We start from the raw sequence: 26,148 nt of genomic DNA on the forward strand, positions 1-26,148 counted from the left end.
AACCGCCACCCCAACGTCGTACTCAACACCTCAACCGGCAGCCAGACGAAACATCGAGGCTAGGGTGGGGGCTCCCGGACGGGAGCCCCCACCCGTTGGCCGCCCAGCCGGCCACAACTCGGAGAGAAGATCTCATGTTCGCCTACGTCGTGAAGCGGCTCCTGTCCGGACTCCTCGTGATGATCCTGGTCTCGATGGCCACCTTCGCCCTGTTCTGGTACGGGCCCTCGAGCCCCGCGAAGCCCATCTGCGACCGCGACACCAGTCAGCACTGCACGCCCGAGCGCCTCGCGCGCTACGAGGAGTCGATGGGGTACAACAACCCGATCTACGTCGAGTACGGCAAGTACATGAAGGGCCTCGTGGCCGGCCGCGAGATCACCATCGGCCCCACGACCTACGACTGCCCGGCCCCGTGCTTCGGGTACTCCTACCGCACCAAGGTGCCTGTGTGGGAGGAGATGAAGGTCCGGCTGCCCGCCACCCTCTCCGTCGCCGTGGGCGGCGCCTTCTTCTACCTGCTCTTCGGGATCCCCATCGGGGTCGCCGCGGCCCGACGACGCGGCACGGTCGCCGACAAGGCGCTGGTGTCCTCGTTCCTGACGATCAGCTCCGTGCCCTACTACCTCTTCGCCCTGCTCACCTGGCTCTACCTGACGGTGATCTTCGAGGTGCCCCTGATCTCCGACACGGGCTACTTCTCACCGATCACCTATGGTCCCGCGAAGTGGGTGTCGGGGATGGCCCTGGCCTGGCTCGCGCTGGGCATCTTCGGGTGCACCCAGTACACGAGGTACTCGCGCGGTTCGATGGTGGAGACGCTGAGCGAGGACTACATCCGCACCGCGAAGTCCAAGGGCCTACCCACCCGCACCATCGTCTACAAGCACGCCCTGAGGGCGGCGCTGGTGCCGGTCGTGACCATCTTCGCCATCGACTTCGGCACCCTGCTGGCCGGTACCATCTTCACCGAGCGGATCTTCGAGATCGAGGGCATCGGCTGGTGGAGCCTGGAGGCCGTCTATGCCAAGGACCTGCCCGTGGTGGCGGCCACCGCGCTCTTCAGCGCCTTCTGCCTGATCATGTGCAACCTGATCGTCGACGTGCTCTACACCGTTCTGGACCCGAGAGTGAGGCTTGGATGACCGACCTGACCGCCACCGATGCCCGGCCGCGGCGCGCGGTCGACGGTGACGAGCCATTCCTGGTCGTCGAGGACCTGACCGTCAAGTTCCCCACCCAGGACGGCCTCGTGTCGGCCGTGACCGGCCTGAGCTTCTCGGTGGCCATGGGGGAGACCCTCGGCATCGTCGGCGAGTCGGGCTCCGGCAAGTCGGTCTCCAGCATGGCCGTCCTGGGCCTGCACGACGAGAAGTCGAGCCGGATCTCCGGCTCGATCCGGGTCGGGGGCACCGAGGTCATCGGCCTCGCCGAGCCCGAGATGCGCAAGCTGCGCGGCAACGCCATGGCGATGATCTTCCAGGACGCCCTCGCCGCGCTGCACCCCTTCTACAAGGTCGGCGGTCAGCTCGCCGAGGCCTACCTCGTGCACCACCCCAAGGCCACCAAGCGCGACGCCCGCCGCAAGGCGATCGAGATGCTCGACCGGGTCGGCATCCCGCAGCCCGACCGTCGCATCGACGACTTCCCCCACCAGTTCTCCGGCGGGATGCGCCAGCGCGCGATGATCGCGATGGGCCTGATCAACGACCCGGCCCTGCTGATCGCCGACGAGCCGACCACGGCGCTCGACGTGACCGTGCAGGCGCAGATCCTCGACCTGCTCCAGGACCTCCAGCGCGAGTTCAACTCCGCGGTCATCATCATCACCCACGACCTCGGCGTGATCGCGGAGATGGCCGACGACGTGCTGGTGATGTACGCCGGGCGCGAGGTCGAGTACGGCCCGTGCAAGCAGATCCTGACCCACCCGGAGATGCCGTACACGTGGGGCCTGCTCTCCAGCATCCCGGAGGTCGGTGGTGACGAGAGCGCTCGGCTCATCCCGATCCCGGGCAACCCGCCCAGCCTGCTCAGCCCTCCCCCCGGATGCTCCTTCCACCCCCGGTGCGCGCACGTCGACAAGGTGCCCGCCGACCTCTGCCGCACCGAGCTGCCCGAGCTGACCCCGGCCAGCACCGGAGGCTTCCACGTCAAGCGGTGCCACCTGGCCAACCCCGAGCAGGTCTACGCGGCGGAGGTCCTGCCCGAGATCGCCCCCGACCTCGTCGAGGAGAACTGAGACAGTGTCCGACGTGAACGTCGACAAGCCCGACGCCACCGACAACCCCGGCACGCCCGAGCGGCCGACCGCCCCGGAGACCGGGGCGGTGTCACCCGGCGGGCGGCAGGTCCCCACCTTCGCCGAGCTCGCCGAGACCGGGAACACCGCGACCGAGCTCGACCCCACGGCACCGCCGGTGCTCGAGGTCGAGAACCTGAAGATGTACTTCCCGGTGAAGTCCTCGAGCCTGATCCGGCGGACCATCGGCTGGGTCCAGGCCGTCGACGGCATCTCCTTCCAGGTGCCCGAGGGCGGCTCGCTCGGTCTCGTGGGCGAGTCCGGCTGCGGCAAGTCCACGACCGGTCGGCTGATCACCCGCCTCTACGACCCGACGGGCGGGTCGATGATGTTCGACGGGCACGACATCGCGAAGCTGTCGCCCAAGGAGCTCAAGCCCCTGCGCCGCCACGTGCAGATGATCTTCCAGGACCCCTACACGTCGTTGAACCCCCGGCACACGGTGGGCTCGATCGTCGGGGCGCCGCTCGCCGTGCACAACGTGGTGCCCAGGGACAAGATCCTGCCGCGGGTCCAGGAGCTGCTCGAGGTCGTGGGTCTCAACCCCGAGCACTACAACCGCTACCCCAACGAGTTCTCCGGCGGCCAGCGGCAGCGCATCGGCATCGCCCGGGCGCTGACGCTCAACCCGCGCCTGCTCGTCGCCGACGAGCCGGTCTCGGCGCTCGACGTGTCGATCCAGGCACAGGTGATCAACCTGCTCCAGGACCTGCAGAAGGAATTCGGGATCGCGTTCCTCTTCATCGCCCACGACCTCGCGGTGGTGCGGCACTTCTGCCCCGAGGTCGCGGTGATGTACCTCGGCAAGATCGTCGAGATCGGTGACCGCGACTCGATCTACCACCACGCCCACCACCCGTACACGCAGGCCCTGCTCTCCGCGGTGCCCGACGTGCGGCAGGCGGCCATCGGCGGTCGACGCGAGCGGATCCGGCTCGAGGGCGACGTGCCGAGCCCGATCAACCCGCCGTCCGGCTGCCGGTTCCGCACGCGCTGCTCGTACGCGCAGGAGATCTGCGCGAAGGTGGAGCCGCCCCTGCTGCAGATCGCCCCCCGGCACAAGGTGGCCTGCCACTTCGCCGGTGAGCTCGGTGCCCATCCGGCGACGCCGGTCACCGCCGGCCTGCTCGCCGTCGACGACCAGGGCTCGCCCGACCCGAGCGGCACCGCGTCCGACGTGACGACCGGGCCGGGGTACGACGACCACTGGTACGACCTCCAGACGAAGTCGACGGTCTCGGCCTGACCGACGAGGGACTCTTCACAGCCCCGGCCCCGACCCCCACGCCGGGGTCGGGGTCGCTGGCTGCCAACCCCACCGCGTCGGCGCCGCTCGCCGTGCGGATGCGACCACGCACGCTCGAGGAGCTCGTCGGCCAGCCCCAGCTGCGGGCCGAGGGCTCGCCGCTGCGCCAGCTGATCGAGGGCGACCGGTCGCTCTCGCTGCTGCTCTGGGGGCCGCCGGGGACGGGCAAGACCACGATCGCCTCGATCCTGTCGCGCCAGACCGACCGTCGTTTCGTCGAGATCTCGGCGGTGGCCGCGGGGGTCAAGGAGGTCCGGGCCGCGATCGACGGCGCCCGGGCCGAGCTCGTCGGCACCGGCCGCGAGACCGTGCTGTTCGTCGACGAGGTGCACCGCTTCAGCAAGGCGCAGCAGGACGCGCTGCTGCCCGGCGTCGAGAACCGCTGGGTCACCCTGGTGGCGGCCACCACCGAGAACCCGTTCTTCTCCGTGATCTCACCGCTGCTCTCGCGCAGCCTGCTGCTGCGGCTCGACTCGCTGACCGACGACGACGTGGGCGCGGTGATCGACCAGGCGCTGGTCGACGAGCGCGGCCTCGGCGGGGAGCTCGCCCTCGACGACGACGCGCGCGACCACCTGGTCCGGCTCGCCGGCGGTGACGCACGCCGGTCGCTGACCTACCTCGAGGCGGCGGCGGGTGCGGCGCGGTCGCGCAACGCGGACCGGATCGACCTCGAGACCGCGGAGACCGCGGTCGACCAGGCCGCGGTGCGCTACGACCGCCAGGGCGACCAGCACTACGACGTCACCAGCGCCTTCATCAAGTCGGTGCGCGGCTCCGACGCCGACGCGGCGCTGCACTACCTCGCCCGGATGATGGAGGCGGGCGAGGATCCGCGCTTCATCGCGCGCCGGCTGGTCATCCTCGCCTCCGAGGACATCGGCCTCGCCGACCCCACCGCGCTGACGACCGCGGTCGCGGCCGCGCAGGCCGTGCAGCTGATCGGGATGCCCGAGGCCCGGCTCAACCTCGCCCAGGCCACCATCGCCCTCGCGGTGGCGCCGAAGTCCAACGCCGTCACGACCGCGATCTCGGCGGCGACCGCGGACGTGCAGGCGGGGAAGATCGGGCCCGTGCCGCCGCACCTGCGCGACGCCCACTACGGGGGCTCGAAGACGATCGGCCACGGCGCCGGCTACGTCTACAGCCACGACGCGCCGTACGGCGTGGCGGAGCAGCAGTACGCGCCCGACGTCGTCGCCGACGCGGAGTACTACCGGCCGACCTCGCTCGGTGCCGAGGCGGCCATCAAGGAGCGCTGGGAGCGCGTGCGTCGCCTGATCCGGGGACGGTAGGACGCGCCCGAGGCGGCGGGATAGGGTCGGTCACCATGCAGGAGCAGCTCGTGCCCGTGTTGCTGGGCGGCGCCGTGGGCGTGCTCGCCCTCGTCACGGTCGGTCTCGCGGTCGCCCTGTGGCGCGGGCGCGTGCACACCCGCGCCGAGCTGGCGCGCGCCCGCGAGGAAGGTTCCGAGCTGCGCGCCGAGATGGCGGCGCTCGAGCAGCGGCTCGCCGACGCGGCCGCGCCGGCGGCGCCCGAGCAGCGCTCCGACTACGTGATCACCCGGTTCGGCGAGGCCGAGGACGACGCTGCGGAGGCACCGGTGGTCGAGGGCACCATCGACCGCGCGCTCTTCGCCGACCTGGTGCTGCGCGAGACCGTGGTGCGCGCCGGTGGCCTGGCCCACGGGCTGCGCCGGGCACTCTCGCCCGAGGTCCGCAACCGGATCCGTTTCGAGGTCCGTCGTGAGGTCAAGCGCTCGCGCAAGCAGCGCCGGTCAGACCTGCGCGAGGCGCGCCGTGCCTGGGAGGCCCACCAGCGGTCCGGCATCCGCCTCGACGACGGGGACGCCGCGTAGTGCGCCGGGGCGTGTGGTTCGCGGCGGGCGCCGGCGCGGGCATCTGGGCGATGGTGCGCGGCCGCCGGGCGGCCGAGGCGTTCACCGCCGACGGCCTGCGCGACCGGCTCTCGGGCCTCGGGGCGGGGGCTCGGGTCTTCCGCGACGAGGTCGCGGCAGGTCGGGTGGAGAAGGAAACAGAGTTGCGCGAACGCCTCGGGTTGCTGCCTCATGGCAGACCCGAGCTCGAGGCCGGGGGCCGACACCGACGAGAGGAAGCTGGGACCTGATGGACACCGCGGAGATCCGACGTCGCTTCGTCGCGCACTTCGAGCGCCACGGGCACCGGGCGGTTCCCTCGGCCTCGCTGCTGCTCGACGACCCGAACCTGCTGTTCGTCAACGCCGGCATGGTGCCGTTCAAGCCCTACTTCCTGGGCCAGGAGACCCCGCCCTTCGACCGTGCGGTGAGCGTGCAGAAGTGCGTGCGCACCCCCGACATCGAGGACGTCGGCAAGACCACCCGCCACGGCACGTTCTTCGAGATGTGCGGCAACTTCTCCTTCGGGGACTACTTCAAGGAGGGGGCGATCGAGCTCGGCTGGGACCTGGTCACCCGCTCGCAGGCCGACGGCGGGTTCGGCCTCCCGGAGGACCGGCTCTACCCCTCGATCCTCGACGGCGACGACGAGGCGCTGGAGCTGTGGCGCAAGGTCACCGGGCTGCCCGACGAGCGGATCCTGCGCCTGGGCCGCAAGGAGAACTACTGGTCGATGGGCGTCCCCGGGCCCGGAGGACCGTGCTCGGAGATCCTCTTCGACCGTGGGCCCGAGCACGGCCCCGACTTCGACCCGGTGCACCTCGGCCCCGACATGCCCTTCGACCTCGAGGACCGACTGCTCGAGATCTGGAACCTCGTCTTCATGCAGGACGAGCTGAGCGCGGTGCGGTCCAAGGAGGACTTCGACATCGCCGGCTCGCTGCCGAAGAAGAACATCGACACCGGCATGGGCCTCGAACGGGTGGCCTTCCTGCTGCAGGGCGTCGACAACATGTACGAGATCGACGTGATGTACCCGGTGATCGAGCGCGCCGAGGAGCTCACCGGCCGCCGCTACGGCGCCGACCACGGCGACGACGTCCGCTTCCGGGTGGTGGCCGACCACGTCCGCTCCTCGATGATGCTGATCGGCGACGGCGTCACGCCCGGCAACGACGGTCGCGGCTACGTGCTGCGCCGGCTGCTGCGCCGTGCGGTGCGCTCGGTGCGGCTGCTCGGCTACGAGGACCGCGCGCTGCCGGAGCTGATGCCGGTCTCGCGCGACCGGATGGCCGAGACCTACGGCGAGCTGCACCGCGACTGGGAGCGGATCTCCCAGGTCGCGTACGCCGAGGAGGACGCCTTCCGGCAGACGTTGCGCGCGGGCACCGCGATCTTCGACCTCGCGACCAGCGAGCTCGCCGCGACCGGTGGTCGTGAGCTGTCGGGCGACCGCGCGTTCGCGCTGCACGACACCTACGGCTTCCCGATCGACCTGACCCTGGAGATGGCCGCCGAGCAGGGGCTGAGCGTCGACGAGGCGGGCTTCCGCCGGCTGATGGAGGAGCAGCGGCAGCGCGCGAAGGCCGACGCCGCGGCGAAGAAGGGCGCGCACCTCGACGCGCGCGCCTACCGCGAGGTCGCGGACGCGCTCGGCACCGCCGTGGAGTTCACCGGCTACGAGCAGGTCGTCAGCGAGGGCGCGGTGCGCGGCCTGGTGCGCGCCGGCGAGGCGGTCCCGACCGCGCGCGAGGGCGAGTCGGTCGAGCTGGTGCTGGACCGCACGCCGTTCTACGCCGAGGGCGGCGGCCAGCTGGCCGACCAGGGCGTGATCGAGCTCGACAACGGCGCCCGGGTCGAGGTCACCGACGTGCAGTCGCCGATCTCCGGCCTGATCGTCCACCACGCCCGGGTGCTCGAGGGCGAGGTGACGCTCGGCAGTCACGCGCAGGCGCTCGTCGACGTCGAGCGGCGCAAGGCGATCTCGCGTTCGCACACCGCGACGCACATGGTCCACAAGGCGTTCCGCGAGGCGTTGGGCGAGACCGCCACGCAGGCGGGCTCGGAGAACTCGCCGGGTCGGTTCCGGTTCGACTTCTCCGCGACCGGCTCCGTGCCCACCTCGGTCATGGAGGACGTCGAGGCGCGGGTCAACGACCTCGTCATCGCGAACCTGGCCGTGCACCGCGAGCTGATGACCCAGGAGGAGGCCGTGCGGTCGGGCGCGATGGCGCTCTTCGGCGAGAAGTACGGCGACACGGTGCGGGTGATCTCGGTGGGCGACTGGGCCCGCGAGCTGTGCGGCGGCACCCACGCCGAGCACTCGGGCCAGCTGGGCGTGGTCAAGCTGCTCGGGGAGTCCTCGATCGGCTCCGGCGTACGCCGGGTGGAGGCGCTGGTGGGCGGCGACGCCTACCGGTTCCTGGCGCGCGAGCACGTCCTCGTGGCGCAGCTCTCCGAGGCGCTCAAGGTGCGTCCCGAGGAGCTGCCTGAGCGGGTGCACGACCTCGTCGAGCGGCTGCGCACCGCGGAGAAGGAGATCGAGAAGGCCCGCGTCGGCCAGCTGCTGGCCGGCGGCGCCGCGCTCGCCGAGTCCGCCCAGGACGTCGGGGGGGTCGCGGTGGTGGCCGCGCGCGCCGACGGTGCCGCCGGTGGCGACGTGCGCACGTTGGCCCTCGACGTCCGAGGCCGGCTGCCGCAGGGCCGCCCCGGGGTGGTCGTGGTGATCGGGCAGGTCGACGGCAAGGTCTCGGTGGTGGCCGCCACCAACGAGGAGGCCCGCAGCCGGGGCCTGAGTGCCAACGCGATCGTCGGTGCGGTCGGACCCCACGTCGGCGGCCGCGGCGGCGGCAAGGACGACGTCGCACAGGGTGGCGGGAGCAACGCGGGCGGGATCGACGCAGCCCTGGCCGCCGTGCCCGCCGAGGTCGCCCGCACGCTCGGGCTGGGCTGAGCAGGGACGGTGCGTCCAGGAGTCCGTCTCGGGATCGACCCCGGGGATGCCCGGATCGGCGTCGCGCGCTGCGACCCGTCCGGCATCATCGCCACCCCCGTCGAGACCGTCCGGCGCGGCAAGGGCGACCTCGCCCGGATCGCGGCGATCGCGGCGGAGGAGGGGGCCGTGGAGGTCGTGGTCGGCCTGCCCCGCTCGCTGCAGGGCGGGGAGGGGCCGGCGGCGGCGAAGGTCCGCCAGTTCGCCGCTGCCCTGGCCCGGCGCCTGGCGCCGGTCCCGGTGCGGCTGGTCGACGAGCGGCTCACCACCGTGTCGGCGGAGGCTATGCTGCGCGACCGTGGACGCAAGGGTCGGGGCAGGCGCGCGGTGGTCGACCAGGCCGCGGCGGTGCTGATCCTGCAGACCGCACTGGACAGCGAGCGCATCTCGGGGGTTGCGCCGGGCGAGACGGTTGAGGAGACCGATGACTGACGACGCCGGCACCACCCCCACCCGACCGGGGAGGAGACGGGCCAAACGCCGGACCGTGCCGGGCTGCTTGGCGGTGCTCGTCGCGCTGGCTGTGGTGGTCGGCGGCGGGTACTTCGCGGTCACGCGGGGTCTCGAGGCGATCTCCGACCGCTTCGCCGCCCCCGAGGACTACCCGGGGCCCGGCCACGGGCAGGTCGTGTTCGAGGTGCAGGAGGGCGACTCCGTCTCCGCGATCGGGCGCAACCTCAAGACCCAGGGCGTGGTGGCCTCGGTGGAGGCCTTCACCGACGCCGCGGCCGGCAACCCCGAGTCGACCGGGATCCAGGTCGGTTTCTACCAGCTGAAGAAGGAGATGGCCGCCGCCGACGCGCTCGACGTGCTGGTCGACCCCTCCAACCTCGTCCAGGACACGGTGACGGTCCCGGAGGGCCTGCGGGTGGTCGACATCGTCGACATCCTCGCCAAGGAGACCGACTACAGCGCCGAGGACTTCGAGAAGGTCCTCGCGAAGCCCGACTCGATCGGGCTGCCCGACTACGCCGAGGGCAACCCGGAGGGCTACCTGTTCCCGTCCACCTACGGCTTCGGGCCCAACGAGACGCCCCAGGACATGCTCACCGACATGGTCGACCGCTGGCGCCAGGCGGCTGACGAGGCCGACCTCGAGGCACGGGCCGAGGCGCTGGGCTACACGCCGGCGGAGCTGATGACCGTGGCCAGCCTGGTGGAGTCGGAGGCCGGGAGCGACGCGGACCGCGGCAAGGTCGCGCGGGTCATCTACAACCGGCTCGAGAACCCCGGCACCGCCGGCACCACCGGCAAGCTGGAGATCGACGCGACGGTCAACTACGCGGCCGACAACGAGCTGGGCGCGGTGCCGACGACCGAGGACCTCGAGCTCGACTCGCCGTACAACACCTACGTGCACACCGGCCTTCCTCCGGGGCCGATCGAGGCGCCCGGTGACGCGTCGATCGCGGCTGCGGCCCACCCGGCCGACGGCGACTGGTACTACTACGTCACCGTCAACCTCAAGACCGGCGAGACCAAGTTCGCGACGAGCTACGACGAGTTCCTCGCCTACAAGGACGAGCTCCGGCAGTACTGCGAGACCGAGTCCGCCGGGGCCTGCTGACGTGACGCTGCGGTGCGCCGTCGTGGGGGACCCGGTCGCCCACTCGCTGTCGCCGGTGCTGCACCGTGCGGCGTACGACGCGCTGGGTCTCGCCGACTGGACCTACGACGCGCACCGGGTGCCCGCCGGGGGGCTGGCGCGGTTCGTGGAGGGCCTCGGCGACCCCGACCACGGGTGGCGCGGCCTGTCGGTCACGGCGCCCCTCAAGCGGGAGGCACTGGCCCTGGCCGGTGCTGCCACGCCCACCGCCCTCCTGGCCGGCGCGGCGAACACGCTGGTGCGTGAGAACGGCGGCTGGCGCGCCGACAACACCGACGTGCCCGGTGCGGTGGCGGCGGTCCGTGAGCGCTGGGACGGGCCGGTGACCGCGGCGACGGTGCTCGGGGGCGGGGCGACCGCGGCGTCGGTGTCGCTCGCGATGGCCGAGCTCGGCGCCCGCACGGTCCGGCTGCTCGTGCGCGACCCGGCCCGGGCGGCCGAGACGGTCGCCGCCGTCCGGCGCCACCCGCACGCACCCGAGGTCGTGGTCGGGTCGCTGTCCGACGACCCGGTCACGGGCGAGGTCGTGGTGTCCACCGTGCCGGCCGAGGCGCAGGTGCCCGACCTGGTGGAGCGCTGCCGGGCGGTGCCGGTCGTCTTCGAGGTGCGCTACGCCCCGTGGCCGACGCCGCTGGCGGCGTCCGCGGTCGACCGGGTGCTCGTGGGTGGACTGGACCTGCTCGTGCACCAGGCGGCGCTCCAGCTGCGGCAGTTCACCGGTCGCGACGCGCCGCTGACGCGGATGCGCGAAGCGGGCGAACACGCGCTCGGTTCCCGGTAGGTTCCGGGCATGTCGCTGCTCGCAGCCGTCGCAGCCGGGGCTGCCGCCGGGGCGCTCGGCGGGGTGCTGACCCCGGTCGTGGTGCGCAGGCTCCCGGAGCCCGAGCCGAGCCCGTCGGTTCCGGAGGACGAGGGGCCCAAGGAGCTCTACGCCGACGTCGCGGCCCACGCCCACCTCGCCCCGCTGGCCGCCCTCGGCGGCGCCCTCGGCGGGGTGGCGGTCGCGCTGGGCACGGGCTGGACCTGGTCGCTGGTCGTCTGGCTCCCGGCGCTCCTCGTGGCGCCCGCGCTCACCTGGGTCGACTGGCGCACCCGCCTGCTGCCGTCGCTGCTCGTGCTGCCCGCCACGGCCGCGGCGGTGGTGCTCGGTCTCGTCGGCTGGGGCGTGAGCGGGAGCTACGACGACCTGGTCCGCGCGGCGATCGCGCTGGTGATGGCCCGGTCGGTGTTCTGGGCGCTGTGGTGGATCCGCTCGGCCGGCATGGGCTTCGGCGACGTGCGGCTCTCGGCCCTGCTCGGCTTCGCCCTGGGCCACCAGGGGTGGGGCGAGCTGCTCGTCGGCCTCTACACAGGGTTCCTGGTCTTCGGGCTCCCCGGCCTCGCCCTCGCACTGTGGCGCCGTGACCGCACGCTCCTCAAGGCGGCCTTCCCGTTCGGCCCGGCGATGCTGGTCGGCGCGGCGCTGGGGGCCTGGTTCGGCGGCCCACTGGCCGCCGGTCTCGCGGGCGGCTGACCGCCACCGGCGGCTGACGGGGGGATGCGAGACTGGGCCGCATGCTGCGCTGGCTCACCGCGGGGGAGTCCCACGGACCCTCCCTCGTCGCGATCCTCGAAGGCCTGCCCGCCCACGTGGTGGTCACGACCGACGACGTCCGCGACGCCCTCGCCCGCCGGCGCCTCGGCCACGGCCGCGGCGCCCGGATGAAGTTCGAGCAGGACGACGTGACCTTCCTCGGCGGCGTCCGGCACGGCGAGACCCAGGGCGGACCCGTCGCGATCCAGGTCGGCAACACCGAGTGGCCCAAGTGGGAGAAGGTGATGTCGGCCGACCCGGTCGACCCCGTCGAGCTCGAGGCGCTGGCGCGCAACGCCGCGCTCACCCGGCCCCGGCCGGGCCACGCCGACCTCGTCGGCATGCAGAAGTACGGCTTCGACGAGGCCCGACCCGTGCTCGAGCGCGCCTCCGCGCGCGAGACCGCGGCACGGGTGGCGCTGGGCCGGGTGGCCTCGAACTTCCTCGAGCAGGCCACCGGTGCGCGGATCGTCTCCCACGTCGCCGAGCTGGGCGGCGTCCCCGCCCCGGCGGGCTCGGTGCCGGGACCCGACGACGTCGCGCGACTCGACGCCGACCCGGTCCGGTGCCTCGACCCGGAGGCGAGCGCGGCGATGGTCGCGGCCATCGACCAGGCGCACAAGGACGGCGACACCCTCGGCGGTGTGGTCGAGGTCGTGGTGCACGGACTGCCGCCCGGCCTCGGCTCGCACGTGCACTGGGACCGACGCCTCGACGCCCGGCTGGCGGGCGCGCTGATGGGCATCCAGGCGATCAAGGGGGTCGAGGTCGGGGACGGCTTCGCCCTCGCCGCCACCCCCGGGTCGCAGGCCCACGACGAGATCGTGCCGACCGAGTCCGGCCTGCGCCGGACGTCGGGCCGCTCCGGCGGCACCGAGGGCGGCATGTCCACCGGCGAGGTGCTCCGGGTCCGCGCCGCGATGAAGCCCATCGCCACCGTGCCCCGGGCGCTGCGCACCGTCGACGTGGCCACCGGCGAGGAGGCCGTCGCCCACCACCAGCGCTCCGACGTGTGCGCGGTGCCGGCGGCCGGGATCGTGGCCGAGGCCATGGTCGCGCTGGTGCTGGCCGACGCCGTGCTGGAGAAGTTCGGCGGCGACGCCGTCGCGGAGACCCGTCGCAACGTCGAGTCCTACCTCGACACCCTCCGGTACCGGTGAGGGCCCGCTGATGGCGCCGCGGGTCGTCCTCGTCGGTCCCATGGGCGCCGGCAAGACCACCGTGGCCGGCCTGCTCGGCGCGGCCTGGGGGCTGCCGGTGCGCGACACCGACGCCGACGTGGAGGCCGTCGCCGGCCGGTCGGTGGCCGACATCTTCGTGGAGTCCGGCGAGCAGGCCTTCCGCGACCTCGAGCGGACGGCGGTGGCCGCCGCGCTCCGCGAGCACGACGGCGTGCTGGCGCTCGGCGGCGGGGCGGTGCTCGACCCCACGACCCGCGACCTGCTGCGTGACCACCGGGTGGTGTTCCTGCGGGTGGGGCTCTCCGACGCCGTGTCGCGGGTCGGGCTCGGGGTCGGCCGGCCGCTGCTGCTCGGCAACGTGCGGGGCCGGATCAAGGCGCTGCTCGACGAGCGCACGCCGATCTACGAGGAGGTCGCCGGGCTCACCGTCGACACCGACGGCCGCACGCCCGAGGACGTCGCCCGCGAGATCGAGGAGGCACTGGCATGAGCACCCCCGGAGCCGACCCCACGGTGATCGCGGTGACCGGCGCCTCGCCGTACGACGTGGTGGTGGGGCACGGCGTCGCCGACCGGGTCCCGGCCCTCGTCGGCGACGGCGCCGAGCGCGTGGCCGTGCTCCACCCGGCGCACCTCGAGGACCTCGCACGGCCCGTGCTCGACGCCCTCGCCGAGCGCCACGAGGTGCTGACGCTGCCGCTGCCCGACGGCGAACGCGCCAAGACGGCCGCGACTGCCGAGGAGTGCTGGGAGGCGCTGGGGGAGGCCCGCTTCACCCGCTCCGACGCCGTGGTCACCTTCGGCGGCGGCGCGACGTCCGACCTGGGCGGCTTCGTCGCGGCGACGTGGCTCCGCGGCGTCCGCGTGGTGCACGTGCCGACCACGCTGCTCGGGATGGTCGACGCGGCCGTCGGCGGCAAGACCGGCATCAACACCGCGGCCGGCAAGAACCTCGTCGGCTCCTTCCACGAGCCCGCGGGGGTGGTCTGCGACCTCGACCTGCTGGCGACACTGCCCCACGACGACCTCGTGGCCGGGCTCGGCGAGGTCGTGAAGTGCGGCCTCGTCGCCGACCCGGTCATCCTCGAGCTCGTCGAGGGCACCGACCCGGCCTCGCTCGACGCCGCCTCGCCGGTGCTGCGCGAGCTCGTGGAGCGCGCCGTGCGGGTCAAGGTCGACGTGGTGGTCGCCGACCTGCGCGAGACCGGCGGGGCCGACGGGCACCCGGGCCGCGAGGTCCTCAACTACGGGCACACCCTCGCCCACGCGATCGAGCGCGCCGAGGACTACCGCATCCGGCACGGCGAGGCGGTCGCGATCGGCTGCGTGTACGCCGCCGAGCTCGCCGGCCTCGCCGCAGGGCTCGACGCGGGCGTCGTCGCCCGTCATCGCAGCGTTCTGGCCCGCGCGGGGCTCCCCACCACCTACGATCGGACGGACTTCGACACCTTGCTGGCCGCGATGCGGGTCGACAAGAAGGCCCGGGGCTCTCAGCTGCGGTTCGTCGTCCTCACCGAACTCGCCCGGCCACGGATCCTGGCCGGGCCCAGCGAAGCCGACCTGCGGGCGGCGTACGAGCGGATCGGAGGTGGCACGGGATGAGAGTCCTGGTGCTGAACGGCCCCAACCTGGGGCGGCTGGGTCGTCGGCAGCCCGAGCTGTACGGCACCACCACGCACGTGAAGCTGGGGGAGCTGTGCCGGGGCTGGGGCCGCGAGCTCGGCCTCGACGTCGAGGTCCGGCAGACCAACCACGAGGGGCAGATGCTCGACTGGCTCGGCGAGGCCGCCGACCACCAGTGGCCGGTCGTGCTCAACGCCGCCGCCTGGACCCACTACTCCTACGCCATCGCCGACGCGTGCGCGATGCTCGAGGCGCCGCTCGTCGAGGTGCACATCACCGACCCGAAGCAACGACCCGAGGCGTTCCGGCACACCTCGGTGGTCACGCCGTACGCCGTCGCCGTGGTCGCCGGCCAGGGCATCGAGGGCTACCGGATCGCGCTGGAGACGCTGCGCCGCACCACGCCCGAGCCGGCGCCGATGGAGCCGGTGCTGCTGCACGCCGAGCCACCCGCCCCGCCCGAGCCCGAGCCGGAGCCGGAACCTCAGGACCAGGCCGAGGGGCAGGCCGAAGGGCTGGCCGGGCCCGAGCTGCAGCCCGAGGTCGGGCACGAGCAGCTCCTCGACGAGGCGGCGCCGGTGCGTGGCGGGCGGCACTCCCACCGCGCCGACCCCGGCGAGATCCGCTAGGTCCCGCCCGCGACCTCCACCCGTGGCACGTCGGCGAAGGCCGACAGCCGGAACCACGAGGGCAGCGCCCGGCGCACCTGCTCGGGGCCGGTGATCTCCAGCGACCCGTCGCGCAGCGCCTCGGTCCAGGTGCGGTCGCCGCGCCAGACCCGGGTCAGCGCGGCCACGCTCGTGGTCACCGAGGCGTCGACCTCGTGCCCGGGGTCGTCGTCGCAGACGTCCGCCTCCCCGTCGGTCAGCACCAGCCACCACTCCTGCTCGCCGCGGGCGGCGTCCGGGAACGAGAAGTGCACGACGGTGCGGCGGTCGGGGACGGCCGCGCTGTCGACGTTGCGGTGCATGTCCCACAGCAGGAGCTTCGGGTCGAGGTCGGGCTCGCCGAGCTCGCCGATCCACCGGATGCCCCACGTGCCGAGCGCGTCCACGACGGGCCGCAGCTCGCGTCCGGCCTCGGTGAGCACGTAGCGCACGTCGGTGCCGTCCTCGAGCCGGTCCACCACCCCGGCCCGGGTCAGCTGCTGGAGGCGCCGGGACAGCAACGCGGGCGACATGCGGGGCACCCCGCGACGCAGCTCGTTGAAGCGCTCCGAGCCCATCAGCAGCTCGCGCACGACGAGCAGCGTCCAGCGCTCGTCGAGGAGCTCCATGGCCTTGGAGACCGGGCAGAACTGGTGGTACGGCGCACCCATCGCTCAAGGCTAGGCCTCGTCGGCGGCGCGGTACAGATCCTGTACTGGAGGTGACCCCCTCGAGGTTGGGACCGTCGGTGCACCGACCGGCGACCGCCGGTCGCACACCGAGGAAGGAACCACCCATGACTGCACAGGTCGAGAACGGTGCCGCCGCCGACCCGGCCGCCGATCGCGCACTGAAGGAGAAGCACCGGGCGATGTGGGCGTCCGGGGACTACCCGGCCGTGGCCCGGGAGGTGATCCCGCAGCTGGGCAGGGTGCTGGTCGACGCGACCGGCATCGGCCCGGGCCAGCGGGTGCTCGACGTGGCCGCGGGGTCCGGGAACGCGGCGGTGCCCGCCGCCCGGGCCGGCGCCGACGTCGTCGCGAGCGACCTCGCCCCCGAGCTCTTCGAGGAGGGCCGCCGCTGGGCCGCCGAGGTCGGGGTCGACCTCGCGTGGCACGAGGGCGACGCCGAGGCGCTGCCCTACGACGACGCGTCGTTCGACGCCGTCATCTCCTGCGTGGGCGTGATGTTCGCACCGCGCCACCAGGCCAGCGCCGACGAGATCGCCCGGGTGACCCGCCCGGGTGGCTCCGTCGGTCTGCTCAGCTGGACGCCCGAGGGCTTCATCGGGCAGATGTTCGCCACCATGCGGCCCTACGCTCCGCCGCCGCCCCCGGGCGCCAGCCCGCCCCCGCTGTGGGGCGACGAGGAGCACGTGCGCGGGCTCTTCGGCGACCGCGTCAGCGACGTGCGCGCCGAGCGGCGTCGCCTGCCGGTCGAGCTCTTCGACAGCCCGGAGCACTTCCGCGACTACTTCAAGTCGCACTACGGGCCGACGATCGCGGTGTACCGGTCGCTCGCCGACGACCCCGACCGCACCGCCGCGCTCGACCGCGACCTGCTCGAGCTGGCCCGCCGCTTCGACAACGGCGTGGCGGGAACGCGGATGGACTGGGAGTACCTGCTGTTCACGGCCCGCCGGGCGTGAGCGGTGCGAGCGGGGCGGCGCCGATCCCGAGGGACGGCGCCTCCCGCTCGATCTCGTCCCAGGCCCGCCGCAGCCTGCTCAGGCCCCGGTGGTGCGCGACCCGCACCGCCGCGCGGCTGATCCCGAGGGCGGCGGCGGTGGTCGCCACGTCGAGCCCGGTCACGTCGATGCAGGCCAGCACGTCCGCCTCGCGCGGGGGGAGCCGGGACAGCGTCCGGCGGATCCAGTCGGCGCCGGCCACGTCGGGCTCGGGGGAGCCGTCCCCGGCCGTCTCCGGCACGTCGCCGGGGGTGGTCGCCCGCCGCGTGGTGCGGCGGCGGGCGTTGGCCGCCTGTCGCCGGGCGATCCCGAACAGCCATCCCGCGAAGTCGGACTCGTCGCCGCGGAAGTCCGCGATCCGCTCGGCGGCCACCAGCCAGGTCTCCATGACCAGGTCGTCGGGGTCGGCCGCGACGTCACCGCTCGGCCGCGCGCGCAGCCACGTCAGCAACCGTCCGCTCAGGGACAGGTAGAGCTCGCGCCACGCAGCCGGGTCACCGGCGCGGGCGCGCTCGACGAGATCGGGCTCCTCGACCACCCGGTGACCTCAGCCGCTGCCCTGGTCAGCGCCGTCGGCGCCGTCGGAGCCACCGGAGGTGTCGGAGCCACTCGAGTCGCCCGAGCCGTCGGATCCGCCCGAGTCGCCGTCCGAGTCGCCCGAGTCGCCGGAGTCGCCGCCCGGGTCGCCGGAGCCGTCGTCCGGGTCGGTGCCCCCGCCGTCCCCGTCGTGGTCGCCGTCGCCGTCGGTCTGGCCGCTCCCACCGTCTCCGTCTCCGTCTCCGTCGCCCTGGGACTGCTCCGAGTCGCCCTGCTGGTCGGTGTCGTGCCCGCTGCTCCCGTGACCGGCGGACGTGCCGCCCGGCCCGGGCGCCTGCTGCTGGTGCTCGTCGGCGACGACGGGGTCGCCGTCGGCACGGTCGTCTCCGGCGCCGGTCGGGCCGCCGCCGTCCGGGGTCGCGCCGCGGCCGGCCTCGCCACCGTCGGAGGCCGGCGACGGGGTGGGGTCGACGGGGTGCTGCGTGGGCGGCCGGTCGTCGGCCCGGTCGCGCACGGCCGTGGCGCCGTACGCCGCACCCGCCGCGACGGCCACCGCAGCGACCGCGACCGCGGCGACCCGGGCCGCCGACCGGCCGGTGGCCGGGGTCGGCCGCGAGGCCACGGCGAGTGCGGCGAGGCGCTCGACGAACGCGTCGCCGGGCTCGGCGGCGGGCTCGACGCCGGGCGGGCTCGCCCGGAGCCGGTCGGCCACCGCGTGCCTGCTGGTCATGGTCACCTCGTCGGGGGAGGAGCTCCGGCGGTGGCCAACGGGGGTGGTGGCCACCGCCGGAGCGGCATGGCGGGGTCAGGCCCGGTGCACGACGTCCTGGCCGTCGTCGCCCTGGTCGTCGCCCGGGTCCTGGTCGCCCCCGTCGGACTGGTCGTCCGACTCGTCGTCCTGCTGGTCGTCGCCCTGGTCGCCCTGGTCGTCGGTCTCGTCGTCGGCGTGGTCCCCGCCGTCGCTGTCGGACTGGTCGTCGGTCTCGTCGTCCCCGGGCTCGTCCTGGTCGTCGCCCTGGTCGTCGGCGTGGTCGCCGGGCTCGTCCTGGTCGTCGTCACCGGGCGCGGGGGCCGTCGCGGGGGGCGTCGAGGGCTGACCCTGGTCGTCGCCCTGGTCGTCGGCGTCCTCGCCCTGCTGGTCGTCGTCGCCCTGCTCGCCCTGGTGGTCGGAGGTCTCCCCGTCCTGGTCGTCGGCGTCCCCGGGGTCCTCCGTGGAGTCCTCCGTGGGCTCGGTGGTCTCGTCGCCGTCGTCGGGCGTGCCCTCGTCGTCGACCTGCGAGGTCGGGTCCTGGGGGTCGGGGTCGTCGGTGGACACCGAGCCGGCGGCGTAGGCTCCGCCGAGGCTGATCACGGCCAGGACCGTCGCACCGGCAACGACCTTGGCTGCTCCGTACTTGCGCATGACTTCTCCTGCTCGTCGGTGGGGCTGCTCCGGCCAGCTGCCTCCATGCTCCCTCCATGTCACGTCGGGTGTCCTGCGTTACACGAGACCCGGACGAGCTGGTCGTGGTCTGGACCGCTCGCCGGTTCGGAGACCGGCAGGTCGCGGCGATAGACTCGGCCGCCGGCGCCGGCAGTGCCCTGCGCCGCCACCTCCGCACCCTCATCGCAAAGGCTGAACTGCGCGCATGGCATCGACCAACGACCTGAAGAACGGCATGGTGCTCAACCTCGACGGCCAGCTGTGGTCCGTCGTGGACTTCCAGCACGTCAAGCCCGGCAAGGGCCCCGCGTTCGTGCGGACCAAGCTCCGCAACGTGGAGTCGGGCAAGAACGTCGACAAGACGTTCAACGCCGGCACCAAGGTCGAGACCGCCACGGTCGACCGCCGCACGATGCAGTACCTCTACAACGACGGCACCTCCTACGTCTTCATGGACACGGGCACCTTCGAGCAGACCGAGGTCTCACCGGAGGTCCTCGGCGATGGTGCGCACTTCCTGCTCGAGAACCAGGAGGCGGTCGTGGCCACCAACGCCGGCCGCGTGCTCTTCGTCGAGCTGCCGGCCTCGGTCGAGCTCACGATCACGTTCACCGAGCCCGGCCTCGCCGGTGACAGCGCCACCGGGCGCACCAAGCCGGCCACCCTCGAGACGGGCCACGAGATCCAGGTCCCGCTGTTCGTCAACCAGGGCGAGAAGGTCAAGGTCGACACCCGCGACTCGTCGTACCTCGGCCGCGTGAAGTCCTGAGCGCCTGATGGCAGCGAGGTCGAAGGCGCGCAAGCGCGCGCTCGACATCCTCTACGCGAGCGACATGCGCTCCGAGGACGCCGTCGTGGCGCTCGACCGGGCGATCGCGGACGGCGAGGGCCCCACCAACGACTACACCGCCGAGATCGTGCGGGGCGTCGTCGAGCACCTCGAGCGGATCGACGGCCTGCTCGCGTCGTACGCCGAGGGGTGGTCGCTCGCGCGGATGCCCGCCGTCGACCGCAACGTGCTTCGGCTCGGGGTCTGGGAGATGCTCTACAGCGACACGCCCGACGCGGTGGCGGTGACCGAGGCGACCGCGCTCGTGCGCGAGCTGTCGACCGACGAGTCCCCGTCGTTCGTCAACGGCGTCCTGGGCGCGATCCAGCGCCACGAGGCCGCCGGCTGACCCGAGGTCGTCCAGACCGGAGATTGTCGGCCCTCTCGCGGGGGTACGAGGTACGCATGTCCGTGACCAGGGAGCAGATCGGACGCCGTGTCGAGCAGAGTGACTGGATGGACCACGCCGTGCGCGTGGGCCTCATCTCGTACGGCGTCGTCCACCTACTGATCGGCTGGATCGCTCTCCAGCTGGCACTCGGCGACCACGAGGGGTCGGCCAACACGACGGGTGCCATGCGTCAGCTCGCGCAGCAGCCCCTGGGTGAGTTCCTCATCTGGATGGTCGCCATCGGCATGTTCCTGCTGGTGCTCTGGCGCCTGCTCGAGCTGGTCAAGGGCCACCGCGACAAGGATGGCGGCGACCTGTGGAAGGCGCGCGCCGGGGACGTGCTCAAGGCCGTGCTCTACGGCGCGGTCGGCTTCAGCGCCGTGTCCGTGGCCACGCACAGCAGCGGTGGCTCCGGCCCGTCGTTCCCCGAGAAGGTCTCGCAGGAACTGATGAAGCTCCCGGCGGGCCCGTTCCTCGTCGGCGCCGTCGGCCTGGCCGTCATCGCCTACGGCGGCAACCTGGTGTGGAAGGGCTTCAGCGACAAGCACGCCAAGCACCTCGCCACCGAGGGCAAGAGCGGCGAGGCCGGCAAGGCCTACCTGATGTTCGGCAAGGTCGGCTACATCAGCAAGGGCATCGCGATCGGCCTGATCGGCGTGCTCTTCGTGTACGCGGCCGTCACCCACGACGCCGCCAAGTCCGGCGGCCTCGACGCCGCCCTGAGCAAGCTGCTGCAGCAGCCGTTCGGCCCGATCATGCTCGGCGCGATCGCGCTCGGCATCATCTGCTACGGCCTGTTCTGCTTCGCCCGGGCGCGCCACCTGTCGCGCTCCTGACCGCACCTCCCGTCGACCTGCGCTCGACCGCGGCACTTGACCCCTCCGGCAGGGTGGTGCCATGAGCGCGCGCGAGAGCCAGGTCGACGTGGTGGTGGTGGGGCTCGGCCCCGGCGGTGAGTACGCCGCCCAGAAGCTCGCGGAGGCCGGGCTCGACGTCGTCGGCGTCGAGCGCGGCCTCGTCGGCGGGGAGTGCCCCTTCTACGGGTGCATCCCCTCCAAGATCATCATCCGGGCCGCGAACACGCTGGCCGAGGCGCGGCGGGCCGAGACGCTCGGCGGGCAGGTCGACGTGCGTCCCGACTGGCGCCTGGTCGCCGATCGGATCGACCGCCAGGCCACCAACCACTGGGACGACGCCTCGCACGCCGAGCGGCTCGCGGCTGCCGGCGTGCGCATCGTGCGCGGCGACGGCCGGCTCGACGGGCCCGGCGTCGTGGTCGTGGGGGAGGAGCGGTTCGTCGCCCGTCGGGGCGTCGTGCTCAATGCGGGCACCAGCCCGGCCACGCTGCCGGTCGACGGCCTCGCGGGCACGCCGTACTGGACCAACCGCGAGATCGTGAAGGTCAGTGACCTGCCGGCGAGCCTGGCCGTCATCGGCGGTGGGCCCATCGGCGCGGAGCTCGCGCAGGCCTTCGCCCGGTTCGGCACCCGGGTGACCGTGCTCGAGGTCGCCGACCGGATCCTGGGACCCGAGGAGCCGGAGGCCTCCGCCCTCGTCACCGAGGTGTTCGAGCGCGAGGGCATCGACGTGCGGACAGGGGTGCAGATCGAGCGCGTGAGCCACGACGGGGGTTTCCGCGCGCACCTCGGGGACGGGTCGACGGTCGAGAGCGAGCAGCTGCTCGTGGCCGCCGGTCGCCGCACCAACCTCGCCGGCCTCGGACTCGAGACGGTCGGCCTCGACCCCGAGGCGCGGGCCGTCGACACCGACGAGCGGATGCGCGCGGGGGAGCGGCTCTGGGCGATCGGCGACATCACGGGCAAGGGGCCGTTCACGCACGTGTCGATGTACCAGGGGGCCGTCGCCGTGCGCGACCTGCTCGGCGAGGACGGGCCGTGGGCCGACTACCGCGCGGTCAGCCACGTCACCTTCACCGACCCCGAGGTCGGGTCGGTCGGCATGACCGAGCGGGCCGCCCGCGACGCCGGGATCGAGGTGGGCATCGGCACGGCCGACCTGCCGGAGAGCAGCCGCGGGTGGATCCACCAGGCCGGCAACGACGGGCTGATCAAGCTGGTCGCCGACAGTGAGCGCGGCGTCCTGGTCGGCGGTACGACCGTGGGCCCCTCGGGCGGGGAGGTGCTGGGTCTGGTGGCGGGCGCGGTGCACGCCCAGGTGCCGGTGGCGACGCTGCGCACCATGCACTTCGCCTACCCGACCTTCCACCGCGCACTCGAGGTGGCGCTCGACCAGATCGAGGCGTAGCGCGAGGTTTGCGGTGCTCCCCGGGTGGTCAGGATGGGGCCACGGTGCGTCCGCGGGGGAGGCACGCCGATCCACGGAGGAACGATGACGCAGGAGCACCCGCACCCGCACTCCGACGAGGACACCAGCGAGCGGCTCTACGCGCCGGACGACCTCGCGTCCTACACCGACACCCGGCTGCGACCGGCCCCGCCGCACGGTGACCCGCTCACGGACGCGCTCGGGGAGCGCGCGCCCGACCACCGCCGTGCCCCCACCCACGTGCGCGGGGAGCCGTCAGCGACCGCTGCACCCGCCCCGGAACCCACCGAGGACCCCGCCGCCCCCGGGCCCAGCCGCGCCGGCGAGCCCGCGGTGCCGCGCTTCATGAGCGCCACCGACTTCCTCGACCGGCGCGCCGAGCAGGTCGAGGACGGCCCGGCCACCTGGGGTTGGCGGGGCCGCGTGCGGCGCTGGTCCGGCGGGCTCGTCACGCCGCGGATGGGCGCCGCCGAGCGCGCGCACGAGCAGGCCCGTCGCGCCATCCAGCGCGACTTCGAGGGCCCGCGGACGATCGCCTTCCTCAACCCCAAGGGCGGCGCGGCCAAGACGACCGGGGTACTGGCGGCCGGCTTCACCTTCGGCACCGTCCGTGGTGGTGGCGTGGTCGCCTGGGACAACAACGAGACGCGGGGGACCCTCGGCATCCGGGGCACCCGCAGCACCCACCGCAACACCACCCGCGAGCTGCTCGAGGACCTCGCGCGGTTCAGCGACGTCTACCAGGCCCGGATCGGCGATCTCGGCGCGTTCGTCCGCTCGCAGGGCGATGCGCACTTCGACGTCCTGGCCTCCGACGAGCGCCCCGACGTGACCGGCACGATCCGCGCGCAGGACTTCACGGCGGTGCACCAGCTGCTCCAGCGCTTCTACCGCGTGATCCTGGTGGACACCGGCAACAACATGCGCGCCGAGAACTGGCTGGCCGCGGCCGACGCGGCCGACCTGCTGGTGGTGACCAGCACGGTCCGCGAGGACACCGGGTACAGCGGGCTGTGGATGCTCGATGCGCTGCAGGACGCCGGGTACGCCGACCTCAAGCACAAGACCGTCACGGTGCTCTCCGACCCCTCCAGCCACGTCGACGTCCAGCTCGCGCACGACCTGACCCAGGTCTACGAGCAGCGCACCAAGGCGGTCTACCGGGTGCCGTACGACCCGGTGCTCGTCCCGGGCTCCGTCGTGCCCTACGCGCAGCTGTCGTCCGAGACCCGGGCCGCCTGGCTGCAGGCGTGTGCCGGGATGTCGGTGCTCCTCTAGACCGAGGGGCCCGCGGTGAGGGCGAGGCGGTACCAGCGCGGCTTGTGACGTGCGACCGGCCCGGTCATGCAGCTGGTGTCGGCGTCCCGGACGTCGAGCAGCTCCCACTCCGGGAACGCGGCGGAGATGTCGTCGGCGTCGGCGCCGTTGGCGCCGAAGAGGCGGCGCCCGCGCGGGAAGCACATCATCAGGAGCACGGCGCCCGGTGACGCGAGCTCGGTGACCCCGCGGCCCATGGCCGTGCGGTCGGCCGGGCGGCGCCCGTGGAAGCACCCCACGTCGAGGAAGAGGTCGAACCCCTTGCCGACGCCGCAGCCGGGCAGGTGGGCGACGTCGCCGATCACGTAGCGGCTGCTCTCACCGCCCCGGTCGATGGCCGTGTCGACGGCATGACGTGACGAGTCCACGCCCATCACCTCCCAGCCACGCGTCTGCAGGAGCCGGGTGTGGTGTCCCGTGCCGCAGCCGAGGTCGAGCGCGCGACCGAAGGGGCGCTCGCGTCCGACCTCCTCGCGGTCGAGCAGCCGCTCGAACGGCGGGTCGGGAACCGAGTTCCGGTGCTCCCACGGTGTGATGCCGCTGCGGTAGGCCAGGCTGTAGCCGACGCTCATCGCTTCTCCAGACGTCGGCCCCGGTGATACCGGAACGAATACTTCGACAGTCCTCTCCGGCAGAGGGGAAGTCAACTCGGCGAGTGCAGGCTCCCCGGACGACCGCACCGGCGTCGGGCTAACGTCGGGCACATGCGTGCCGTCGTCTACCGCGAGACAGGTCCGTCGTCCGTCCTCGAGGTGGTGGACCGGCCGGTGCCCGAGCCCGGTCCCGGCGAGGTCCGCGTGCGTGTGGTCCGCTCGGGCGTGAACCCGACCGACTGGAAGTTCCGCGCCGGCCCGGCGCGCGGCTGGGACGAGGTGTCCCCGGGCCAGGACGGTGCAGGCGTGGTCGACGCGGTCGGGGACGGGGTCACCGGCCTCGAGGTCGGTGACCGGGTCTGGCTGCTGCTGGCGCAGCACGAGCGCGCCTACGGCACCGCGGTCGAGCAGACGGTGCAGCCCGCCGCGCGGGTGACGCGCCTGCCCGACGGCGCCGGCTTCGACGTCGGCGCGAGCCTGGGCGTTCCCGCGGTCACGGCGCACCGGGCGCTCACCTCCGGGGACGTGGGCCGGCTGGGCCCGACGAGGCTGGCCGGCCGGACGGTGCTCGTCGCGGGAGGAGCGGGTGCGGTCGGCAACGCCGCGATCCAGCTGGCGCGCTGGTCGGGCGCGACCGTGGTCAGCACGGTGAGCAGCAAGGAGAAGGCGGGGCTCGCACGGGCTGCGGGCGCCGACCACGTCGTCGACTACCGCAGCGAGGACGTCGCTGCCCGGGTGCGCGAGATCGCGCCGGACGGGGTCGACCTGGTGGTCGAGGTGGCGCCCGCGGTGAACAACGACCTCGACCGCGAGGTCACCCGGAACGGCGGAACGATCGCGATCTACGCCAACAACGGCGGCGAGGAGCTGACGCTGCCGATCCGCCCGACGTTCTCGAAGAACCTGCGTTACCAGTTCGTGCTGCTCTACCTCGTCGCCCCCGAGCTGCTCGCCGCCGCGCAGGAGGACGTCACCGCCGCCGTCGCCGCCGGCGCGCTGCGCGTCGGCGCGGACGCCGGGCTGCCGGTCCACCACTTCCCCCTCGAGCAGGCCGCGGCCGCGCACGACGCCGTCGAGGCCGGCACGGTGGGCAAGGTGCTGCTCGACGTGGCTGCGGGCTGACGCCTCGCCGTCTGGCTATCCTCGCCCGGTGGCCACGGACTCGGGGGACGGCACGACCGGGAAGCACGTCGCCGGCGACGCCCGGAAGCGCAGGCCGCTGTGGCAGGAGACGATCCTGCTGCTCGTCGTGGCGCTCGCGCTCGCCGTGGTGCTCAAGGCGTTCTTCGTGCAGGCGTTCTACATCCCCTCGGCGTCGATGGAGCCGGGGCTGATCAAGAACGACCGGATCCTGGTCGAGCGGGTGTCCACCTGGGGCGGCGGTAGGCCGCAGCGCGGTGACGTCGTGGTCTTCGACGACCCGGGCGGCTGGCTCCCTCCTTCGTCGGCCGGGCCGGCCAACCCGCTCGCCCGCGCGATGGCCGACATCGGGATCTACCCCGAGGGCGGGCACCTGGTGAAGCGCGTGATCGGCGTCGAGGGGGACGTCATCCACTGCTGCGACGACCAGGGGCGGATCGAGGTCAACGGGCAGGCGCTCGACGAGGACAGCTACGTGAAGGACGCCGACGTGGTCGAGTGCCGCGGCCCGCAGGGGCCCGGCGACTGCGAGTGGACCGCCGGCCCGGTGCCCGAGGGTCACCTCTTCGTGATGGGCGACAACCGCACCAACTCGGAGGACTCCTCCGCGCACATGTGCAACGCCGACGCCGACTGCAACCAGAGCCCCTACGTCCCGGTCGACCTCGTCGTCGGCAAGGTCTTCGTGCTGATCTGGCCCGCCGACCGCTTCGGGCTCCTGCACCGCCCCGCGACGTTCGAGGACGTCCCGGACCCGTCCTGAGACCGGTCACTCCCGTCGGGCGCACCCGGGACGTTCGGCCCATGGTGGTGCGCGGGGAGGCTCCCTACGGTGGTCG

At 73.3% G+C, this 26,148-nt stretch carries 27 protein-coding genes and 1 pseudogene; 23 read left to right on the plus strand and 5 right to left on the minus strand.

Translation table 11 applies throughout. The annotated features are described in order from the left end of the window. Nucleotides 1-134 precede the first annotated feature (134 nt). The 15 genes and pseudogenes from ACFPGP_RS23330 to ACFPGP_RS23400 all read left to right on the plus strand — a co-directional run. Nucleotides 135-1,145 carry an ABC transporter permease gene (locus ACFPGP_RS23330; protein WP_378593953.1) on the plus strand — a complete coding sequence of 337 codons (1,011 nt, stop codon included), beginning with the start codon at nt 135-137 and terminating at the stop codon, nt 1,143-1,145. Continuing rightward, a complete protein-coding gene (locus tag ACFPGP_RS23335; RefSeq protein ID WP_378593954.1) occupies nt 1,142-2,242 on the plus strand; it encodes an ABC transporter ATP-binding protein in 1,101 nt (366 codons plus the stop codon). Before ACFPGP_RS23330 ends, ACFPGP_RS23335 begins: the two co-directional genes overlap by 4 nt. Before the next feature lie 202 nt (nt 2,243-2,444). Further along, entirely contained in the window at nt 2,445-3,548 is a 1,104-nt protein-coding gene (locus ACFPGP_RS23340) for an ABC transporter ATP-binding protein (protein ID WP_378594048.1), read from the plus strand. Beyond that, on the plus strand, nt 3,545-4,903 hold the full coding sequence (locus ACFPGP_RS23345) for a replication-associated recombination protein A (RefSeq protein WP_378594049.1): 1,359 nt from the start codon (nt 3,545-3,547) through the stop codon (nt 4,901-4,903). The genes ACFPGP_RS23340 and ACFPGP_RS23345 overlap by 4 nt, the downstream gene beginning before the upstream one ends. Before the next feature lie 35 nt (nt 4,904-4,938). Next, nucleotides 4,939-5,466: a hypothetical protein gene (locus ACFPGP_RS23350; protein WP_378593955.1), complete on the plus strand. Its 528-nt coding sequence runs from the start codon at nt 4,939-4,941 to the stop codon at nt 5,464-5,466. A gap of 11 nt (nt 5,467-5,477) precedes the next feature. After that, a complete protein-coding gene (locus tag ACFPGP_RS23355) occupies nt 5,478-5,735 on the plus strand; it encodes a DUF6167 family protein (RefSeq protein ID WP_378593956.1) in 258 nt (85 codons plus the stop codon). Further along, on the plus strand, nt 5,735-8,437 hold the full coding sequence (gene alaS / locus ACFPGP_RS23360) for an alanine--tRNA ligase (protein WP_378593957.1): 2,703 nt from the start codon (nt 5,735-5,737) through the stop codon (nt 8,435-8,437). The genes ACFPGP_RS23355 and alaS overlap by 1 nt, the downstream gene beginning before the upstream one ends. Before the next feature lie 9 nt (nt 8,438-8,446). Then, a complete protein-coding gene (ruvX, locus tag ACFPGP_RS23365) occupies nt 8,447-8,908 on the plus strand; it encodes a Holliday junction resolvase RuvX (protein ID WP_378593958.1) in 462 nt (153 codons plus the stop codon). Further along, the gene (mltG, locus tag ACFPGP_RS23370) at nt 8,901-10,043 is read left to right on the plus strand and encodes an endolytic transglycosylase MltG (protein WP_378593959.1); all 1,143 of its coding nucleotides are present in this window, start codon (nt 8,901-8,903) and stop codon (nt 10,041-10,043) included. The genes ruvX and mltG overlap by 8 nt, the downstream gene beginning before the upstream one ends. A gap of 1 nt (nt 10,044) precedes the next feature. Next, entirely contained in the window at nt 10,045-10,863 is an 819-nt protein-coding gene (locus ACFPGP_RS23375; RefSeq protein ID WP_378593960.1) for a shikimate dehydrogenase, read from the plus strand. 9 nt (nt 10,864-10,872) lie between these two features. After that, nucleotides 10,873-11,595 (plus strand): prepilin peptidase, encoded by a 723-nt coding sequence (locus ACFPGP_RS23380; protein ID WP_378593961.1) that lies wholly within the window; start codon nt 10,873-10,875, stop codon nt 11,593-11,595. 41 nt (nt 11,596-11,636) lie between these two features. Next, entirely contained in the window at nt 11,637-12,815 is a 1,179-nt protein-coding gene (gene aroC / locus ACFPGP_RS23385) for a chorismate synthase (RefSeq protein WP_378593962.1), read from the plus strand. 10 nt (nt 12,816-12,825) lie between these two features. Further along, nucleotides 12,826-13,326, plus strand: a complete 501-nt coding sequence (locus ACFPGP_RS23390) for a shikimate kinase (RefSeq protein WP_378593963.1) — start codon at nt 12,826-12,828, stop codon at nt 13,324-13,326. Beyond that, entirely contained in the window at nt 13,323-14,438 is a 1,116-nt protein-coding gene (aroB, locus tag ACFPGP_RS23395) for a 3-dehydroquinate synthase (protein WP_378593964.1), read from the plus strand. Before ACFPGP_RS23390 ends, aroB begins: the two co-directional genes overlap by 4 nt. Beyond that, nucleotides 14,435-14,851: pseudogene (locus tag ACFPGP_RS23400) on the plus strand (type II 3-dehydroquinate dehydratase); the annotation flags it as partial. The gene aroB and the pseudogene ACFPGP_RS23400, both read left to right, overlap by 4 nt. A gap of 233 nt (nt 14,852-15,084) precedes the next feature. On the opposite strand, the gene ACFPGP_RS23405 reads toward ACFPGP_RS23400, so the two are convergent. Then, a complete protein-coding gene (locus ACFPGP_RS23405) occupies nt 15,085-15,777 on the minus strand; it encodes a winged helix-turn-helix transcriptional regulator (RefSeq protein ID WP_378593965.1) in 693 nt (230 codons plus the stop codon). Between the two features lie 125 nt (nt 15,778-15,902). Here ACFPGP_RS23405 and ACFPGP_RS23410 point away from each other — a divergent pair, with 125 nt between their 5' ends. Next, a complete protein-coding gene (locus tag ACFPGP_RS23410) occupies nt 15,903-16,754 on the plus strand; it encodes a class I SAM-dependent methyltransferase (RefSeq protein ID WP_378593966.1) in 852 nt (283 codons plus the stop codon). Here the strand turns inward: ACFPGP_RS23410 and ACFPGP_RS23415 are convergent. The 3 genes from ACFPGP_RS23415 to ACFPGP_RS23425 all read right to left on the minus strand — a co-directional run bounded on the left by ACFPGP_RS23415 (nt 16,735) and on the right by ACFPGP_RS23425 (nt 18,732). Then, nucleotides 16,735-17,331, minus strand: a complete 597-nt coding sequence (locus tag ACFPGP_RS23415; protein WP_378593967.1) for an RNA polymerase sigma factor — start codon at nt 17,329-17,331, stop codon at nt 16,735-16,737. The genes ACFPGP_RS23410 and ACFPGP_RS23415 overlap by 20 nt on opposite strands. 9 nt (nt 17,332-17,340) lie before the next feature. Continuing rightward, nucleotides 17,341-18,060 carry a chromosomal replication initiator protein DnaA gene (locus ACFPGP_RS23420; RefSeq protein WP_378593968.1) on the minus strand — a complete coding sequence of 240 codons (720 nt, stop codon included), beginning with the start codon at nt 18,058-18,060 and terminating at the stop codon, nt 17,341-17,343. Nucleotides 18,061-18,135: 75 nt separating this feature from the next. Beyond that, nucleotides 18,136-18,732, minus strand: a complete 597-nt coding sequence (locus ACFPGP_RS23425; protein WP_378593969.1) for a hypothetical protein — start codon at nt 18,730-18,732, stop codon at nt 18,136-18,138. A 226-nt stretch (nt 18,733-18,958) separates the two neighbouring features. On the opposite strand from ACFPGP_RS23425, the gene efp reads away from it, so the two are divergent. From efp to ACFPGP_RS23450, 5 genes are all read left to right on the plus strand, one after another. Next, the gene (gene efp, locus ACFPGP_RS23430; RefSeq protein WP_378593970.1) at nt 18,959-19,522 is read left to right on the plus strand and encodes an elongation factor P; all 564 of its coding nucleotides are present in this window, start codon (nt 18,959-18,961) and stop codon (nt 19,520-19,522) included. Between the two features lie 7 nt (nt 19,523-19,529). Then, nucleotides 19,530-19,931, plus strand: a complete 402-nt coding sequence (gene nusB, locus ACFPGP_RS23435; protein WP_378593971.1) for a transcription antitermination factor NusB — start codon at nt 19,530-19,532, stop codon at nt 19,929-19,931. A gap of 56 nt (nt 19,932-19,987) precedes the next feature. Beyond that, nucleotides 19,988-20,809, plus strand: a complete 822-nt coding sequence (locus ACFPGP_RS23440) for a DUF1206 domain-containing protein (RefSeq protein ID WP_378593972.1) — start codon at nt 19,988-19,990, stop codon at nt 20,807-20,809. A 61-nt stretch (nt 20,810-20,870) separates the two neighbouring features. Beyond that, nucleotides 20,871-22,238, plus strand: coding sequence for a dihydrolipoyl dehydrogenase family protein (locus ACFPGP_RS23445; RefSeq protein WP_378593973.1), 1,368 nt, complete (start codon nt 20,871-20,873; stop codon nt 22,236-22,238). Nucleotides 22,239-22,322: 84 nt separating this feature from the next. Beyond that, entirely contained in the window at nt 22,323-23,537 is a 1,215-nt protein-coding gene (locus tag ACFPGP_RS23450) for a hypothetical protein (RefSeq protein ID WP_378593974.1), read from the plus strand. On the opposite strand, the gene ACFPGP_RS23455 is transcribed toward ACFPGP_RS23450, so the two are convergent. Next, nucleotides 23,534-24,148 carry a class I SAM-dependent methyltransferase gene (locus tag ACFPGP_RS23455; RefSeq protein WP_378593975.1) on the minus strand — a complete coding sequence of 205 codons (615 nt, stop codon included), beginning with the start codon at nt 24,146-24,148 and terminating at the stop codon, nt 23,534-23,536. The genes ACFPGP_RS23450 and ACFPGP_RS23455 overlap by 4 nt on opposite strands. Nucleotides 24,149-24,280: 132 nt before the next feature. Here ACFPGP_RS23455 and ACFPGP_RS23460 point away from each other — a divergent pair, with 132 nt between their 5' ends. After that, nucleotides 24,281-25,291 carry an NADPH:quinone reductase gene (locus tag ACFPGP_RS23460; RefSeq protein WP_378593976.1) on the plus strand — a complete coding sequence of 337 codons (1,011 nt, stop codon included), beginning with the start codon at nt 24,281-24,283 and terminating at the stop codon, nt 25,289-25,291. Nucleotides 25,292-25,319: 28 nt separating this feature from the next. Continuing rightward, entirely contained in the window at nt 25,320-26,072 is a 753-nt protein-coding gene (gene lepB, locus ACFPGP_RS23465) for a signal peptidase I (RefSeq protein ID WP_378593977.1), read from the plus strand. The last annotated feature ends 76 nt before the right edge of the window (nt 26,073-26,148 follow it).

This window comes from Nocardioides taihuensis (assembly GCF_042657275.1).
Lineage (GTDB): Bacteria > Actinomycetota > Actinomycetes > Propionibacteriales > Nocardioidaceae > Nocardioides > Nocardioides taihuensis.

What these genes read in the sequence shown, in the direction of transcription:
- ACFPGP_RS23330 (WP_378593953.1), top strand. Translation starts at nt 135, where the DNA reads ATGTTCGCCTACGTCGTGAAGCGGCTCCTGTCCGGACTCCTCGTGATG.
- ACFPGP_RS23335 (WP_378593954.1), top strand. Translation starts at nt 1,142, where the DNA reads ATGACCGACCTGACCGCCACCGATGCCCGGCCGCGGCGCGCGGTCGAC.
- ACFPGP_RS23340 (WP_378594048.1), top strand. Translation starts at nt 2,445, where the DNA reads ATGTACTTCCCGGTGAAGTCCTCGAGCCTGATCCGGCGGACCATCGGC.
- ACFPGP_RS23350 (WP_378593955.1), top strand. Translation starts at nt 4,939, where the DNA reads ATGCAGGAGCAGCTCGTGCCCGTGTTGCTGGGCGGCGCCGTGGGCGTG.
- alaS (WP_378593957.1), top strand. Translation starts at nt 5,735, where the DNA reads ATGGACACCGCGGAGATCCGACGTCGCTTCGTCGCGCACTTCGAGCGC.
- mltG (WP_378593959.1), top strand. Translation starts at nt 8,901, where the DNA reads ATGACTGACGACGCCGGCACCACCCCCACCCGACCGGGGAGGAGACGG.
- ACFPGP_RS23380 (WP_378593961.1), top strand. Translation starts at nt 10,873, where the DNA reads ATGTCGCTGCTCGCAGCCGTCGCAGCCGGGGCTGCCGCCGGGGCGCTC.
- aroC (WP_378593962.1), top strand. Translation starts at nt 11,637, where the DNA reads ATGCTGCGCTGGCTCACCGCGGGGGAGTCCCACGGACCCTCCCTCGTC.
- ACFPGP_RS23390 (WP_378593963.1), top strand. Translation starts at nt 12,826, where the DNA reads ATGGCGCCGCGGGTCGTCCTCGTCGGTCCCATGGGCGCCGGCAAGACC.
- aroB (WP_378593964.1), top strand. Translation starts at nt 13,323, where the DNA reads ATGAGCACCCCCGGAGCCGACCCCACGGTGATCGCGGTGACCGGCGCC.
- ACFPGP_RS23405 (WP_378593965.1), bottom strand. Translation starts at nt 15,777, where the DNA reads ATGGGTGCGCCGTACCACCAGTTCTGCCCGGTCTCCAAGGCCATGGAG.
- ACFPGP_RS23410 (WP_378593966.1), top strand. Translation starts at nt 15,903, where the DNA reads ATGACTGCACAGGTCGAGAACGGTGCCGCCGCCGACCCGGCCGCCGAT.
- ACFPGP_RS23420 (WP_378593968.1), bottom strand. Translation starts at nt 18,060, where the DNA reads ATGACCAGCAGGCACGCGGTGGCCGACCGGCTCCGGGCGAGCCCGCCC.
- ACFPGP_RS23425 (WP_378593969.1), bottom strand. Translation starts at nt 18,732, where the DNA reads ATGCGCAAGTACGGAGCAGCCAAGGTCGTTGCCGGTGCGACGGTCCTG.
- efp (WP_378593970.1), top strand. Translation starts at nt 18,959, where the DNA reads ATGGCATCGACCAACGACCTGAAGAACGGCATGGTGCTCAACCTCGAC.
- nusB (WP_378593971.1), top strand. Translation starts at nt 19,530, where the DNA reads ATGGCAGCGAGGTCGAAGGCGCGCAAGCGCGCGCTCGACATCCTCTAC.
- ACFPGP_RS23440 (WP_378593972.1), top strand. Translation starts at nt 19,988, where the DNA reads ATGTCCGTGACCAGGGAGCAGATCGGACGCCGTGTCGAGCAGAGTGAC.
- ACFPGP_RS23445 (WP_378593973.1), top strand. Translation starts at nt 20,871, where the DNA reads ATGAGCGCGCGCGAGAGCCAGGTCGACGTGGTGGTGGTGGGGCTCGGC.
- ACFPGP_RS23450 (WP_378593974.1), top strand. Translation starts at nt 22,323, where the DNA reads ATGACGCAGGAGCACCCGCACCCGCACTCCGACGAGGACACCAGCGAG.
- ACFPGP_RS23455 (WP_378593975.1), bottom strand. Translation starts at nt 24,148, where the DNA reads ATGAGCGTCGGCTACAGCCTGGCCTACCGCAGCGGCATCACACCGTGG.
- ACFPGP_RS23460 (WP_378593976.1), top strand. Translation starts at nt 24,281, where the DNA reads ATGCGTGCCGTCGTCTACCGCGAGACAGGTCCGTCGTCCGTCCTCGAG.